A 14,887-nucleotide genomic window follows, 5' to 3' on the forward strand; every position below is an offset into this window, starting at 1 on the left:
CCCCGGTGCCATCCCACCACGCGCGCCGCGCCCGGCCCGAGAAGCGGGGCGGGCGCGGTGCGGCGAGGCCGCGGCGGACGGGCCGTCAGCGGGCGGAGCGGTGCGCGGCGATGATCTCGGCGTAGCGGCGGCCGCTCGTCTTCACCGTGCGGCGCTGGGTGGCGTAGTCGACGTGGACCAGGCCGAAGCGCTTGTCGTAGCCGTAGGCCCATTCGAAGTTGTCCAGCAGCGACCAGGCGTAGTAGCCGGCCACGGGTGCGCCGCGGCGGGCCGCACGGGCGCAGGCGGCCAGGTGGGAGGTCAGGTAGGCGGCCCGTTCGGGGTCGTGGACGCGGCCGTCGGGGGTGACGGTGTCGGGGTACGAGGAGCCGTTCTCGGTGATGTGGATGCGCTGGTCCCCGTACTCCTCGTACAGGCGCATGATCAGTGTTTCCAGGCCGTCGGCGTCGACCTCCCAGTCCATGCCGGTGCGCGGGACGCCGGGCCGGTCGATCTGGCGGGCGAAGGGCGCGGGGCCGGCCGGGTCGGCGGTGACGACCTGCGGGAAGTAGTAGTTGAGGCCGATCCAGTCCAGGGGGGCGGCGATGGCGGCGAGGTCGCCGGGGCGTTCGGGCAGGTCGACGCCGTAGACCTCGCGCATGTCGGCGGGGAAGCCGCGGCCGTGGACGGGGTCGAGCCACCAGCGGTTGACGTGTCCGTCCATGCGCCGGGCGGCGGCCCGGTCGGCGTCGCTGCCGGTGGCGGGCTCGACGGTGGAGAGGTTGTTGACGATGCCGATGCGGGCGGCGGGGCGGGCGGCGCGGACGGCCTGGGCGGCGAGGCCGTGGCCGAGCAGCAGGTGGTAGGAGGCGCGGACGGCGGCGGTGAGATCGGTCCGGCCGGGGGCCATCCGGCCCTCCAGGTGGCCGATCCAGGCCGAGCACAGCGGCTCGTTGAGGGTGGCCCACTGGGTGACGCGGTCGCCGAGGCGTTCGGCCACGAGGCCGGCGTACGCGGCGAAGTGCTCGGCGGTGGCGCGCTCGGGCCAGCCGCCGCGGTCCTGGAGCGCCTGGGGCAGGTCCCAGTGGTAGAGGGTGACGTTGGGCTCGATGCCGGCCGCGAGCAGTCCGTCGGCCAGCCGGTCGTAGAAGTCGAGGCCCTTGTCGTTGACGGGGCCGTCGCCGCCGGGCAGGACACGGGGCCAGGCGACGGAGAGCCGGTAGGCGTTGGTGCCGAGCTGCCGCATCAGGGCGACGTCGTCCGGCCAGCGGTGGTAGTGGTCGCAGGCCGTGTCGCCGGTGTGGCCGCCGTCGACGGCGCCGGGGACGCGGGAGAAGGTGTCCCAGATGGAGGGGCCGCGGCCGTCCTGCCGGGCCGCGCCCTCGATCTGGTAGGCGGAGGTGGCGGTGCCCCAGGCGAAGTCGGCGGGGAGCGCGTCGAGGTCGACGGCGTGCGCGTCGGTCACGGGAGGGCTTTCGGAAAGGGTCATTTGACGGCTCCTGCCGTGAGTCCGGCCACCAGGTACTTCTGCAGCAGCAGGAAACCGGCGACGACGGGGATGCTGACGACGAGCGAGGCGGCCATGATCTGGTTCCAGTACACGTCGTTCTGCGTGGAGTAGCCCTGCAGTCCGACGGCGAGCGTGCGGGTGGTGTCGTTCGTCATGACGGAGGCGAAGAGCACCTCGCCCCAGGCGGTCATGAAGGCGTACACGGCGACCGCGACGATGCCCGGGACGGCTGCCGGGATCACGACCCGGAAGAGCGCGCCGATCGGGCCGCAGCCGTCGACGGTGGCCGCCTCGTCGAGGTCGCGGGGCACCGAGTCGAAGTACCCGATGAGCATCCAGATGGAGAAGGGGAGCGAGAAGGTGAGGTAGGTGAGGATGAGGCCGCCGCGGGATCCGTAGAGCGCGACCCCGGTGCTGTTGCCGATGTTCACGAAGATCAGGAACAGCGGGAGCAGGAACAGGATCCCCGGGAACATCTGGGTGGAGAGCACGGTCACCGTGAACAGGCGCTTGCCGCGGAAGCGGTAGCGGCTGACGGCGTACGCGGCGAAGACGGCGATGCCCACGGAGCAGACGGTGGCGGCGCCCGCCACGATCAGGGAGTTCACGAAGTACTCGGCGAGCGGGACGGTGTGCCAGATGTCGGCGTAGGGCCGGACGGTGAGCCCGGAGGGGATCCACCGGAACCGGCCCGCGACGTCCTGGAGGGGCTTGAGCGAGCTGGTGGCCATCACGTAGACGGGCAGCAGCACGAAGCCGGAGAGCAGGGTCAGGAACACGGCCCGCAGCACCCGGAAGGAGCGCGGCGGGTCGAGTGGGCTGCGGACGCGGGGGCTAGCGGGCATCGGCGTCCCTCCGGCCGCGGGTGGTGAGGAGCAGGTAGCCGGCGGTGACCAGCAGGAGGAAGAGCAGCAGGAGGACGGACATGGCCGATCCGGTGCCGAAGTTCCAGGTGACGAAGCTCGACTGGTAGATGTGGAGGGAGATCAGGTCGGCTGCCTCGGGTGCCGACCTGCCGAACAGCACGAACGGCGTGTTGAAGTCGTTGAAGGTCCACAGGAACAGCACCAGGACCAGCACCTGGTTGACCGCGCCGACCGAGGGCAGGGTGATCCGGCGGATCTGCTGCCAGACCCCGGCCCCGTCCAGCGCGGCCGCCTCGTACAGGTCCTTCGGGATGTTCTGCAGGGCGGCCATCACGATGAGGAAGGCGAACGGCCAGCCCTTCCAGACGGACACGGTCAGCAGCGCCCAGAAGCTGTTGTCGCCCAGCAGCCAGAAGGTGTGCTCGGCGCCGCCGAGACCGAGCTGGTCGTGGAGGACGTGGTTCACCAGGCCGTTGTCCCGCTGGAACATGAACGCCCAGGTGATGACGGCCGCGTAGACGGGCAGGGCGTACGGGACGAGGAACAGGGCGCGCAGGAGGCCGCGGCCGCGGAAGGTCTCCTGCATGAACACGGCGGCGGCGGTGCCGAGCAGCCAGCACAGGCCGACGGAGAGCAGCGTGAACAGGCAGGTGGTGAGGAAGGAGCCGAGGAGGGCCTCGCCGACGGGCCGGTTGACGTCGACGGCGAGTGCGTAGTTGTCGAAGCCCGTCCAGGGGGCGCGGGACCAGTCCCGGATGAAGAACTGGGTGAGCTCGCGGAAGCTCATGAGGATGCCCATCGCCATCGGGACGAGGTGGATGAGCAGTTCGAGGAGCAGGGCGGGCAGCAGCAGGAGGTAGGGCAGGGCGGCGCGCCGCAGGCGGCCGGGGCGGCGGGGCGGGCGGGCCGCGGCCCGGCGTGCCGGTCCTGCCCCGGTGCCGGGTGGGGTGAGGGCGGGGGCGGAGGTCATCGGGCGCGGCTCAGTTCGGCATCTGCTGCTGGGCCTTGGTGAGCTTCGCCTTGACCAACTCGGCGGTCACCGGGCGGCCTGCGGCGGCGTCGGCGAAGAGCTCCTTGATCGCGGTGCCGACGGCGGTCTCGAACTGGGACTCCTCGGGGACCTGCGGGAGCGGGGCGGCGCTGGTGGCGAGGGTGGTGCGGAGCACGGTGAGGTCCTCGGTGGCGAAGGACGGGTCGGTCTGGGCGGCCTTGACCGGCGGGATGGAGCCGTAGGCCTTGTTGAGGAGCTTCTGCTCCTCGTCGCTGGTCATGAACTTCACGAACTTCAGGGCGCCGTCGATGTTGTCGGTGTTCTTGAAGACGGCCAGGTTGATGCCGGCGACCATGGAGTTGGTGTTCCTGCCGGTGCCGGGGGTGCCGCCGGCCGGGACCGGGACGGGTGCGACGCCCCAGTCGCCCTCCTTCATCCCGTGGGCCTTGAAGCTGCCGGCGGCGTTCTGCCACAGGACCATGGCGGTCTTGCCGTTGGCGAAGTCCTGGAGGGACTGGTTCTTGTCGTACTCGGCGTTGCCGGGCGAGATGAGCTTGTCCTCGGCCATCAGGTCGACGTACTGCTTGACGGCCTCGACGTTGGCGGGGGTGTCGAAGGCGGGCTTGCCCGCGGCGTCGAAGAACTCGGCTCCGTGCTGCTTGGAGAGGACGAAGGCCTGGTGGATGTTGTTGGAGGGGTTCGCCCCCTCCGCGCCCAGGGCCCACTTGCCGTCCTTGGAGAGCCGCCGGCCGATGGCGACGAGGTCGTCCCAGGTGGCGGGGGGCTTGTCGATGCCCGCCTCCCGGAACATCTTCTTGTTGTAGTAGAGCGCGTACGACATCGAGTAGAGCGGGACGGCGGCCGGGTCCTTGCCGGCGGCGCCGGCCGAGCCGATGGCGGACTCGACGAAGCGGTCCTTGCCGCCGATCGCCTCGAAGTTCTTCGCGTCCCAGGCGAGCAGGGCTCCGGTGGCCTGGAGCGAGGAGGACCAGGTGTTGCCGATGTTGAGGACGTCGGGGCCCTGTCCGGAGGCGGTGGCGGCGAGGATCCGGTTGAGTAGGTCCGACCAGGGGACGACCTCGAGCTTGACCTTGATGCCGGTCTGCTGCTCGAACTTCTTCAGCTCCGGGCCGAGCGTCGCCTGGTCCGCCGCGATGTCGGGCCCCTGGTTGGAGGCCCAGTAAGTGAGCTCCTTGGGCGCCGTGTTGGTCCCGCCCCCGGTGTCCGCGGATCCGCCGCCGCAGGCGGTGGCGGCGGTGGCGAGGAGGGAGACTGCGACAGCGGCGGAGGCAGCGGCTCTGGTTCTGCGCATGGCGGCTCGGTCCCTTTCGGCGTGGTCGGGGGAAAGGCCGACGCGGGGTGCTTCGCCCAGCCTTAATTCAGGACGTGAGTTAAGCCCCGTGAAAGGGTCGCGTCAAGGGGTCGCGCAAGGGTATGTTGCGAGCGATGTCACTGCGGAAGGGGCCGGATGACCACGGGGCGTAGCGGACGAACGGTGCGGGACCTGCGGCGGGGGAACCGGAGCGCCGTCCTCCAACGGCTGTACTTCGGCGGGCCGATGAGCCGGCAGGAACTCGGGCCGGCCACCGGACTGAGTTCCGGCTCCGTCAGCAACGTCGTCGGCGAACTCGTCGCGGACGGACTGCTGGAGGAGGCCGGGATCGTCGACTCCGACGGCGGACGGCCCCGCACCCTGCTGCGGGTCGCACCCGGCAGCGCCCACATGATCGGCGTCGACGTCGGCGAAACCCGGGTCCGCGTCGAGCTGTTCGACCTGGCGCTGACCGAACTGGCCCGCACCGAGACACCGTTGCTGCCGCGCGGCTGCTACGACGTCGGCCCCATCGTCGACCACATCCGGCACGGGATCGCCACCGTGCTCGCCGAGGCCGGGGTCGGTACGGAGCAGCTGCTGGGGGTGGGCGTCGGGGTGCCGGGCATCGTGGACCGCGACGCGCCGGGCGGGGCGGTGGTGCACGGCCAGACCATCGGCTGGGACGCGGTGCCGCTGGAGCAGCTGCTGCGCGCCACCGGAGCCCTGCCCGAGGAGGTCCCGTACATCATCGACAACGGCGCGCGGACGCTCGGCCAGGCGGAGATGTGGTTCGGGGCTGGGCGCGGGGCCCGGGAGGCGGTCGTCGTGCTCTTCGGCTCGGGGGTCGGCGCGAGCCTGATCACCGACGGCTCGCCGGAGGGCGGGACGACGGAGGGAACCCCGCTGGAGTGGGGCCATCTGACGGTGTCCGTGCGCGGCCGGCGCTGCCGGTGCGGGGCGCTGGGCTGCCTGGAGGCGTACACGGGGGCCGAGGCCCTGCTGGCGTGCTGGGCGGAACGGGGCGGCGTCGCGGGCGGGCGCCCGGTGGACTCCGTGGACGAGGAGGAGGCCCTCTCGGCCCTGCTGGCGGCGGCCGGCTCGGGGGATCCGGTGGCGCGCGGGGTCCTGGAGGAGACCGCGGAGTACCTGGGCGCGGGGCTGTCGGACCTGATCAACCTGTTCCAGCCGGAGCGCATCCTGATCGGCGGCTGGGCGGGCCTGATGCTGGGCCCCCACATCCTCCCGGCGGTGCGCGAGCACGCGACCCGGTACGCCCTGCGCCACCCGGCGGGCCGGGTCACCGTCGGCCTGGGCTCCCTGGGCCCCGACGCGGTCACGGTCGGCGCCGCCACCCTCCCCCTGTCCGCCTTCTTCGCGGCGGGCGGCCGCCGCGCGACCCCCGAACCCCGGACCGAACCCCCGGGCTGGCGCACGGCCCTGGAGGTCCGCAAGGCCGGCCTCTAGACGGGACTCCGGACGGGACTCCGGACGGGACTCCGGACGGGACTCACTGCCGCACGCGGGGTCCTCACCCGAGAGTGGGCCAGGGGACGTCGGTTTCGACGGAGGCGGTGTAGTCGACACCCGGGACGGAGAAGCCGTAGAGGCGGCGGACTTCGTCGCTGAACCAGTCGAGGTCGGCGAGTTCGGTGATGGTCTCGCTGGTGGCGGTGCTCCAGCGTTCGGCGACGGCGTTCTGCACGGCGGGGTCGAGTTCCCAGGTGTCGAGGCGGACCCGGCCCTCGTCGTCGAGGTCGAGGGGGCGGGCGCCGGTCAGCTGGTCCCACAGCTCCACCAGTTGGCCGACCGGGGCCACCATGGCGTCGCCGAGCACGCCGCGCAGCAGCCCTGCGTACAGGGCGATGCCGGGGATGGCGGTGGAGGACTGGGTGACGGCTGCGGCGTTGACCGAGGTCACGGCCCGGCCGCCCAGGGTCTTGCCGAGGCGCTCGTCCAAGGTGCGCGCGGTGGCTTCCAGGTGGGACTTCGCGGCGCCGATGGTGCCCTGCCGGTAGATCGCCGCGGTGAGCGGCGAGCCCATGTAGGACAGGGCGGCGGTGGTGAAGCCGTCGGCGAGCAGGGACCGGTCGGCCAGGAACGTGATCCACCGTTCCCAGTCGGTGCCGCCCATCACCGCCACGGTCTGCTCGATGTCGTCGCCCTCGGCCGGCGCGGTGGTGACCTCCTTCACCTCCGGGGCACCGTACTCGTCGAAGACGAGGGTCTTGGTGGTGTACGGCGAACCGATCGGCTTGAGGACCGAGGCGTACACGCTGCCGGTGTCCGGGTCGGTGCGGCGGGGCGCGGCCACCGAGTAGATCAGGAAGTCGAGCCGTCCCCCGAACCGCTCGGCGAGGAGGTCGGCAACCTGCTCCTTCACCGTGTCGCTGAACGCATCGCCATTGAGGAAGACCATGTCCCGCCCGTGCTGTCGGGCGAGCCGGGCGGTGGCGGCGGTGCGATACCAGCCGGCCGTGCCGGTGCGCCGCGCGGGCGCCTTCTCGAAGCACACGCCGATGCCGCGGATACCGACACGGGCCAGGCCGGCGATCGTAGCGGCCAGGCCGTACCCGGCGGAGGAGCCGATGACCAGGGCCACCGGCCCCTCGCCCCCGGCGGTGACCGGGGCGGGGACGGCCCGCCACATCTCGTCCACCAGCTGTCGGCAGCCGCCGGGGTGGGAGTCGAGGAACAAGAAGCCCCGGCTCTTGGGCGCAATGGCGCGTTCGCTCACGGTGTGGTGCCCCAGGTGTCGTCACGGACAAGGACGCGGCGGCCGCCCGGCCACCCCGTCCTGCCAGTCTGCGGCCGTGCGGACGAACGCGATGATCTTGACCGGCACAACGATGTCCAGCCGGGCTTGGAGGGTTCCCACTACTCCGGCGGGGCAGCCGGCGACACCCGAGTGCCGTCCCGCGGGATCCAGCCGGGGACGCAGGGGCAGGTCGCCGGTGGGGCCCGCGTGGACGGTGAAGCGCCCCGGTTCGGGACAGGTGGACTTGGACGGCGTCGCCCCGGGGCGGGTACCGGTGTTGGGGAGGGCTACGGGTTCTCGGGCCGGCAGCCGAGCCGTGTCCACGCCTCGTCAGCTCACGTAAGCCCACCTGTCGAGGCAGACGACGTAGCTCCCGTAGTCCCTGCACGGCCGGAACCTGTCGATGTACATCCCGGACGGGGTCGTCTGGCTTCCACAACCAGAGGACGAGCCGTTTCCGTCGCCCACGTAGCCCGACGCCCCGTCCGAGCGTACGTACTGGGTCTTGAAGCCCACACCATCGGCGTAGGTGTCACAGGCGGACACCGTCCGGTGATCAGAACTCACCGTTGAGTACCCGCACATCGACACCCCGATGGGGCCGCATCCGGGATTCCACTCATACCTCATCGAGTGGGCCTGAGCTCCAGGTGCCGCCCATATGCCGATAGCCGTGACTGCCGCTGCGGCAACTGCCATGACTCGCTTGCGCATCGTGTTCCCCTCCGTCGGCATGACGCCCGGAAAACTAGGAGCGAGCATCCTGGTGTGCAAGAGAATCCACGCCACCACGAGGTCAACGGCTGAATATGACTGCCGGTGGCCGCCCGTTCCATGCCCCGGCCACCGCCGGGTCTCCCCCAGCCCCGGTAGCCGGGGCTCCGCACCGGGCCCCGCGCCCCCGCACCCCACACGCCGGTGGCCGAGGGATCACTCGTACTCCGTGCCGCCCTTGCGGGTCAGGTACGCCGGGCTGACCGCCTTGGCTATCGCGCGGCCGCCCACGACCGGGCTGTAGCGCTCCGTCGCCGGGCGGATGACGACCCCCTCGCGCAGGTGCAGGCCCCGCCCGGACACCGTCTCCCGTCCACTGGCCACTTCCAGCACCCTGCCGAGCTCGTACGGACCCTCGTACAGCCGCGGCACCACCGGCAGTTCGCCGTCCGCCAGCACCACCGCCGGGTCCAGCCACCGCACCTGCCCGTCGATCTCCGCGGACACGTCGAAGACCGCGTACCCCGGCGGCGTGTCGGCGGTGCGCACGTCGGTCCCGTACGCCAGGTCCTGGACGCCCGCCCCGTACACCTCGCCGAAGATCCCGACCCGCGACGCGCCGAGCCGCGCGGCCAGCCCGGCCGCGACCGCCGGTACGCCGTGGCCGCGTACGGCCCGCCAGTACACGTTGCGCTCGTCCTCCGTCAGCGCGAGCCCCTTCGCGCCGAAGCCCTTCGAGGAGACCAGCACCCGCTCGTCCTGGGCCACGTACGTGAACAGGCAGGCGGTGCCGTGCAGTTTCTCGGTGAGGACGACGGGCTCGCCGGGCTCGAAGATGTGCGGATAGCGCTGGAGGTTCTCGATGTCCACCCACGGCATCAGCTCCGGGGCCGACTCGACGTCGCCGCTCATCGTGGTCGGGACGGGCGGCGCCCATTTGGTGATGCCGAGCAGCTCCGCGAAGTCCGTGCCCTCCTCGGCCGCCTGCACCAGGTCGACGCCGGCGAGCGCACGCGGCCGGCACACCAGCCCCTGCGAGAGTTCCCCGCGCAGCCGGACCGCCTTGACGCGGTCGGCGGAGCTTCCGGCGAGCCGGCCGGTCAGGCCGAGCTCCTCGATCAACCCGGCGGGCAGGACCGCCTGCTCGGGTATGTAGAGGGCGAACTCACCGGTGCGGTAGGCGCCCTTGGCGACCACGGCTCGGTAGAGGCCCACCTGGGCCAGCTCCAACGCGTCGGCGTTGGGATGCTCATGGACGGTCAGCTCTTCGGCGGTGACGCGCAAAGTCGACATGGAAGGTCCCCCTCGGACATGCGGATGTCGTGGTGACCGCTACTCTCGCCGCCACCATTTCCGCTGGTCCAGCGGTTTTCGGGGTGCTAAGGGGGTCTTTCGGCGGCTGGCGTATCCTCGCCCCCGAACGCCCCTTCGGCATCCAGGAGCCCGCCATGTCACCTCGTCCGGTCACCGTCGTCACCGGCGGCAGCAGGGGCATCGGCGCCGCGACCTGCCTGCGGCTGGCGGCCGACGGGCACGACCTGGCCCTGGGCTACGCGCACGACGCGGCGGCCGCGGAGGCCGTCGCCGAGCGGGTCCGGGCCGCCGGTGCCCGCTGTGTGACCGTACGCGCGGACACCTCGCAGGAGTGCGGCGTCGAGCGCCTCTTCGACCTCGCCTGCGCCGGACTCGGCACGGTGACGGGGCTCGTCAACAACGCCGGGGTGACCGGTCCCCTGGGCCGGCTCGCCGATGCCCGCACCGAGGATCTGCGGCGGGTCGTCGAGGTCAACCTCCTCGGGTACCTGCTGTGCTGCCGCCGGGCGGCCCGGGACATGGCACAGGCCGGCGGCGGAGCGATCGTGAACGTCTCCTCGGCGGCCGCCACCCTCGGCAGCCCGGGCGACTACGTGCACTACGCCGCGACCAAGGCCGCCACCGACGCGCTGACCATCGGGCTCTCCAAGGAGCTCGGCCCGGACGGCATCCGGGTCAACGCCGTTGCGCCGGGCATCATCGAGACCGGCATGCACGCGGCGATGGGCGACCCCGACCGCCCGGCCCGGGCCGCGGCCGGGATCCCGCTCGGCCGGCCCGGGCAGCCCGCGGAGGTCGCCGGGGCGATCGCCTGGCTGCTGTCCCCCGAGTCCTCGTACACGACGGGAGCCGTCCTGCGGGTCTCCGGCGGCCGCTGAGGCGGCCGTCAGCCGAGCGCGGCCTGCGTGGCCGGGCCGTAGACGCCCGCCGGGTCGCCCTTGATGTCCCGGTCGCGCTGGAGCTGGCTGACACCGCGCTTGGTCTGGCCGTCGTACACGCCGGTGACCGAGACGTACGTGAACCCCTGCCCGTAGAGCAGTTCCTGCAGGGCCCGCACCTCGGGCCCCCGGTCCCCCATGCGCAGCGTTGCCGCGGGGACCGACAGCCGCGCGGCCGGGGTACTCGGCGCGGGCGGCTTCGTGCTCTGCCCGGCGGCCGGAGCGGACGCTGTCGGCGAGGCGGATCCCGAGGCCTTGGCCGAGGGCGCGCCGGAGCGTGCGGAGGCGTCGGGACCGGGCTCGCCCGCACCCGGGCTGCGCGCCGGGAGCACCGGTACGGACAGCTCGGGCGGCCGCCCGGAGCGGGGCGGCGGGTCCTCGTCGGAGCCGGTCAGCAGGAGGACGACCCCGCCGGCCGCGGCGAGCGCGAGCAGGCTGCCCACGGCCGCCGCCCGGCCGCCGCCGCGCCGGCCCGCCCCGCGGGGAGCGGGGGCCGGAGCAGCCGAGGCGGCGGGGGCGGTGCGGGGGGACGGGCCCGGGAACGGGAACGGACCCGACTGCGGCCAGGCGGGTGTCGCGGTCGACCGGGAGGGCCCGCCCGAGGAGGCGACGTACGGGCGTACGAGCAGATGGTCGTCGGGGCCGCCCGCGCTCTCATCGGAGGCGTGGGCGTGGTGTCTGCCCGGCTGGGACATCTGAGGCCTCTCCGAAGCGCTGCTCGAGCGGTGGTTCACGGTCGGCGCACTCTCGCCCTCCACGACGGGCCAGGTCAAGCCTGGTGTCCGGTCTGCCCTTGTCCATCCGTTCTGCCGGACCGTCTGCGGATCGACGTGGTCCAGACGGTGCCCGCGGCCAGCAGCATCAGGGCGGCTCCGCCGAGCGGGGCGGCGGGGGCGGAGATGCCGTCGACCGCGAGGCCCCCGAGCAACGCGCCCGCCGCTATGGCCAGGTTGAACGTGGCGACCATGAGCGAGGTGGCGGCTTCGGCCGAGGCCGGGGCGGAGGTGAGCATCCAGCGCTGCAGGCTCACCGAGACGCCGCCGTACGCGAGCCCCCAGGCGAGCAGCAGCGCGGTCCCGGCGGCGGCTCCCGGGAGGACGGCGATCAACGCGAGGATCACGGTGAGGCAGGCGCTGACCGTGAGCAGCGTACGGTGCGCTCCGCGGGCCCCGGCCAGGAAGTTGCCGGCCACCCCTGCGACGCCGTACCCGAGGAGGAGGGTGCTCACGTACTGGGCGCCGATGCCGGAGACGTCCTGGAGGACGGGCCGTACGAAGGTGTAGGCGGCGAACTGCCCGGTCACCACGAGGAAGGTGACGACGACCCCGGCGCGGACCCCGCGGTTCGAGCGGAGCAGGTCGGGGAGCCGGGCGAAGGTGACGTGCCCGGTCGGCGGCAGCGGGGGGAGCAGCAGGAGCAGTGCGGCCAGGGTGACGAGGCCGAGGGCGCCGACGGCCGCGAAGGCGGTGCGCCAGCCGCCGAGTTCGCCGAGCAGGGTCCCGGCGGGTACGCCGAGCACGGAGGCGGTGGGCACGCCGCCGAAGACGAGTGCGGTGGCACGGCCGACGTGGCGCCGGGGGACGAGCCGTACGGCGAGCCCGCCCGCGATGGCCCAGAACCCACCGACGCTGACGCCCACGAGCACGCGGGCCGCGAGGACGACGGCGAAGGTCGGTGCGAGGGCGGCGGCGAGGTTGGCGGCGGCCATGAGGGCGATGAGCACGCAGAGGACGAGCCGCCGGTCGAGCCGGCCGGCGCCGACGGTGACGAGGGGCGCGCAGAACCCGGCGACCAGCCCGGGCACGGTGACCATCAGCCCCGCGGTCCCGGCGGAGACGCCGAGGTCGGCGGAGACGCCGAGGTCGGCCCCGACGGGGGTGAGGAGGCCGACGGGCAGCAGCTCGGAGGTGATCAGGCCGAAGATCCCGAGCGCGACGGCGACGACGGCCGCCCAGCCCTTCCAGGCGGGCCCGCCGCCGGGCGGCCGGACGTCAGAGGGCGGGCGGGGCCCCCTCTCGTGATCGGGGTTCGACGCGGGGCTGCCGGGCGCGGCGGCTGAGGTCATGGATCGGTCTCCGTACGGGCTGGTCGGCGGGCAGGACTCGGCGGTGCGGGGCGCCGGAGGTCGCGCCTCCCCCGTCACCCGCACTGCCGTTCCAATTCTCCGGCCGCCCCGCTCATTCCCGGGCGCCGCCGTCACCCGGACGCGTGGGGCGGAGGGCCCGGCCGGCCTGGCCGTACGGCAAGGTGGTCGGATGCAGTTACGCCGGGCCGTGCCCCTCTCCCTCCTCGTGCTCCTGGCGAGCGCCGGCTGTGTCTCCGTCGGCCCGCAGGACTCGGCTCCGGTTCCGTCACGCGGTTCCGTTCCGCCCGCCGACGCGCCCGATGCCCCGCCTCCCGCGTCCGTGCCGCCGCCCGTTCCGCCGCCGCTTGCGCTGCCGCTGGGTGAGCTGCCGGCGGCCGCGGCGGACGCCCCGGGTCCGGACCGCTCGAAAGCGCGGCCTCCGGCCGGGGCCGCCCGGCCGCCCGCCTCCCGGCCCGCGAAACCGGCGGCGCCGCCCCGTCGCCCGCGCTCCGCCAAGCCGGCGCTTCCCCACCCGCTGCGGCGGCCTGCCCCGCCTTCCGGTGTGGACGAGCTGTGCGCGGCCGCCGAGGGAGCCCTTCCGCCGTCCATCGTCGACCTGTGCCTGCGCCGGCAGGGCCGCTGACGGCGCGATGCGAGGCTTGACCCTCCCCCTGTGTCAGGCCCTGCACTGGAGAGCGTCATGTTCACCATCGGAGACTTCGCCAAGCACGGCCGGGTGTCGGTCCGCATGCTCCGTCACTACGACGGACTCGGACTGCTGCGCCCGGCCCGTGTCGACCCCTTTACCGGCTACCGCTACTACGAGGCCGGGCAGCTCGCCCGCCTCAACCGTGTCATCGCGCTCAAGGAGCTCGGCTTCAGCCTCGACCAGGTGAGGGCGATCCTCGACGAGCGGATGGGTGCGCAGGAGCTGCGCGGCATGCTGCGGCTGCGGTAGGCGGAGCTGGAGGCCGCCATGGCCGCCGCGGCGGCCCGGCTGGTCCAGGTCGAGGCGAGGCTCCGGACCATCGAGAGCGAGGGATCCATGCCTGCCGACGACATCGTCGTGAAGAGCCTCCCGCCCGTCCGGCTCGCCGAACTGTCCGCAGTCGCGGAGAGCTACGAGCCCGAGGACGTCGGCCCGGTGATCGGCCCGCTGTACGAGGAGCTGTGCCGCCGCGTCGGGGAGGCCGGGGTGGCTGCGACCGGGCCCGGTGTCGCGTACTACGAGGACGCGGCCGACGGGACGGTCCTCGTGCACGCCGGGCTGCCGGTGGCGGCGTCCGTCCGCGCCGGGGACCTCGGCGGCGCGGTACGCGTCGTCACGCTGCCCGGGGTCGAGCGGGCCGCGACCGTGGTGCACCGGGGCCCGATGGACGGCGTCCTGCCGACCGCCCAGGCGCTGGCGCGGTGGATCGACGCGCACGGCCACCGCTCGGCGGGCTACGCGCGCGAACTGACCCTCGCCTGCCCGCAGGACCGGGAGCAGTGGGTCACCGAGCTCCAGGAGCCCCTCGCCGCGGCGCCGTAAGGTACGCGCGGCTCAGGGGCGGCGGCCGCACGCGGAGGCGCACCGGCGGACCGTGTCACGGCGGGCCGTGCGCAGCCGGTGCACCGTGCTGCGGCCGCGGCGGCGCCATTCGCCGCGGGGCAGCGCGGCCCGCTGTCCGCCGCCCGCGATGAGGGCGTTGACCGGGGTCATCGGATCGGCGGCCATGGCCTTGGCGAGCAGCACGCCGACGACGAGCGGGACCAGGGCGACGGCCAGGGCCGAACCGGCGGTGGTGACGTGCTGCATGCGCGGGCGGGCCGGTGCGCTGCGGGGGGCCTCGGAGATCATGGCCCCATTCGACCAGCGGCGGCGCGGCGGGGAATCGGCGCGGATACTCAGGCCGTTGGGCGCAACGTACTCAGACGGACGACGCGCGGCGATGCGCGCGGCGGGCGGGGAGGTGGTCGGTGATGACGGTACCCGGGCGGGGCTTCGAGCCCGCGACCGGTGACGGCCCGGCCGCGCCGGACACCGGCCGGGCGGCGGAGCTGCGTACGGCGTACGAGGGGCTGCTCCAGATCCGCCGTCTGGTCAACGGGCCGGCGGGCGAGGGGGTTCCCGCGCCGTGGGAGGTACGGCAGCCGGCCCGCGCCGTGGCCCTCGTACTGGAGGCGTCGGGTATCACGCCGTCGGCGGCTGATGCGGAGGGCCGGCCGGCGCGGACGGGCTACCGGGTGGCCGCCGGCCCGGAGCCGGGGCGGGTCGAGGTGACCTGGGCCGGGCCCAAGGGCGGCGGCGCGGCCGAGGAGGAACAGGAGCGGCTGACGGCCTGCGCGGCCGTACTGGAACGCCTGGGTTGGGTCTGCCTCCTCTACCGGGGCCCGCGCCGACGCCGCTTCCTCGAGGTGGAACCCCCGCGCTGACCGCCGCCGACGCCGTGGCCGTTGA

13 protein-coding genes and 1 pseudogene are annotated in these 14,887 nt (G+C 73.6%); 5 read left to right on the top strand and 9 right to left on the bottom strand.

Annotation, left to right across the window (positions count from 1 at the left end; translation table 11 throughout):
• Positions 1–85 precede the first annotated feature (85 nt).
• Genes ACIPUC_RS09375 through ACIPUC_RS09390 form a run of 4 tightly spaced genes read right to left on the bottom strand, consistent with a single transcriptional unit; the run spans position 86 to position 4,658 of the window.
• Positions 86–1,468 carry a GH1 family beta-glucosidase gene (locus tag ACIPUC_RS09375; protein WP_446588015.1) on the bottom strand — a complete coding sequence of 461 codons (1,383 nt, stop codon included), beginning with the start codon at positions 1,466–1,468 and terminating at the stop codon, positions 86–88.
• Positions 1,465–2,334: a carbohydrate ABC transporter permease gene (locus ACIPUC_RS09380; protein ID WP_446588017.1), complete on the bottom strand. Its 870-nt coding sequence runs from the start codon at positions 2,332–2,334 to the stop codon at positions 1,465–1,467. The genes ACIPUC_RS09375 and ACIPUC_RS09380 overlap by 4 nt, the downstream gene beginning before the upstream one ends.
• A complete protein-coding gene (locus ACIPUC_RS09385) occupies positions 2,324–3,325 on the bottom strand; it encodes a carbohydrate ABC transporter permease (protein ID WP_446588019.1) in 1,002 nt (333 codons plus the stop codon). Before ACIPUC_RS09385 ends, ACIPUC_RS09380 begins: the two co-directional genes overlap by 11 nt.
• A gap of 10 nt (positions 3,326–3,335) precedes the next feature.
• Positions 3,336–4,658 carry an ABC transporter substrate-binding protein gene (locus tag ACIPUC_RS09390; protein ID WP_446588021.1) on the bottom strand — a complete coding sequence of 441 codons (1,323 nt, stop codon included), beginning with the start codon at positions 4,656–4,658 and terminating at the stop codon, positions 3,336–3,338.
• Between the two features lie 156 nt (positions 4,659–4,814).
• Here ACIPUC_RS09390 and ACIPUC_RS09395 point away from each other — a divergent pair, with 156 nt between their 5' ends.
• Entirely contained in the window at positions 4,815–6,125 is a 1,311-nt protein-coding gene (locus tag ACIPUC_RS09395) for an ROK family transcriptional regulator (protein ID WP_446588023.1), read from the top strand.
• A gap of 64 nt (positions 6,126–6,189) precedes the next feature.
• On the opposite strand, the gene fabV is transcribed toward ACIPUC_RS09395, so the two are convergent.
• Both fabV and ACIPUC_RS09405 read right to left on the bottom strand, forming a co-directional pair.
• Complete coding sequence (gene fabV / locus ACIPUC_RS09400) at positions 6,190–7,395, bottom strand: enoyl-[acyl-carrier-protein] reductase FabV (protein WP_446588025.1); 1,206 nt, start codon at positions 7,393–7,395, stop codon at positions 6,190–6,192.
• A 951-nt stretch (positions 7,396–8,346) separates the two neighbouring features.
• A complete protein-coding gene (locus ACIPUC_RS09405) occupies positions 8,347–9,423 on the bottom strand; it encodes an RNA ligase (ATP) (protein WP_446588027.1) in 1,077 nt (358 codons plus the stop codon).
• A 155-nt stretch (positions 9,424–9,578) separates the two neighbouring features.
• On the opposite strand from ACIPUC_RS09405, the gene ACIPUC_RS09410 reads away from it, so the two are divergent.
• A complete protein-coding gene (locus ACIPUC_RS09410) occupies positions 9,579–10,322 on the top strand; it encodes an SDR family NAD(P)-dependent oxidoreductase (RefSeq protein ID WP_446588029.1) in 744 nt (247 codons plus the stop codon).
• A gap of 8 nt (positions 10,323–10,330) precedes the next feature.
• Here ACIPUC_RS09410 and ACIPUC_RS09415 read toward each other — a convergent pair whose 3' ends face one another.
• Entirely contained in the window at positions 10,331–11,077 is a 747-nt protein-coding gene (locus tag ACIPUC_RS09415) for a peptidoglycan-binding domain-containing protein (protein WP_446588031.1), read from the bottom strand.
• A 74-nt stretch (positions 11,078–11,151) separates the two neighbouring features.
• On the bottom strand, positions 11,152–12,447 hold the full coding sequence (locus tag ACIPUC_RS09420) for an MFS transporter (RefSeq protein ID WP_446588033.1): 1,296 nt from the start codon (positions 12,445–12,447) through the stop codon (positions 11,152–11,154).
• 190 nt (positions 12,448–12,637) lie between these two features.
• Between ACIPUC_RS09420 and ACIPUC_RS09425 the strand changes: the two genes are divergently transcribed.
• Positions 12,638–13,090 carry a hypothetical protein gene (locus ACIPUC_RS09425; RefSeq protein ID WP_446588035.1) on the top strand — a complete coding sequence of 151 codons (453 nt, stop codon included), beginning with the start codon at positions 12,638–12,640 and terminating at the stop codon, positions 13,088–13,090.
• A gap of 57 nt (positions 13,091–13,147) precedes the next feature.
• Positions 13,148–13,978, top strand: a pseudogene (locus ACIPUC_RS09430) (MerR family transcriptional regulator).
• A 12-nt stretch (positions 13,979–13,990) separates the two neighbouring features.
• Here ACIPUC_RS09430 and ACIPUC_RS09435 read toward each other — a convergent pair.
• Entirely contained in the window at positions 13,991–14,287 is a 297-nt protein-coding gene (locus ACIPUC_RS09435) for a hypothetical protein (protein ID WP_446588037.1), read from the bottom strand.
• Positions 14,288–14,409: 122 nt separating this feature from the next.
• On the opposite strand from ACIPUC_RS09435, the gene ACIPUC_RS09440 reads away from it, so the two are divergent.
• Positions 14,410–14,862, top strand: coding sequence for a hypothetical protein (locus ACIPUC_RS09440; RefSeq protein WP_446588038.1), 453 nt, complete (start codon positions 14,410–14,412; stop codon positions 14,860–14,862).
• The last annotated feature ends 25 nt before the right edge of the window (positions 14,863–14,887 follow it).

The organism is Streptomyces sp. LARHCF249 (genome assembly GCF_052871255.1).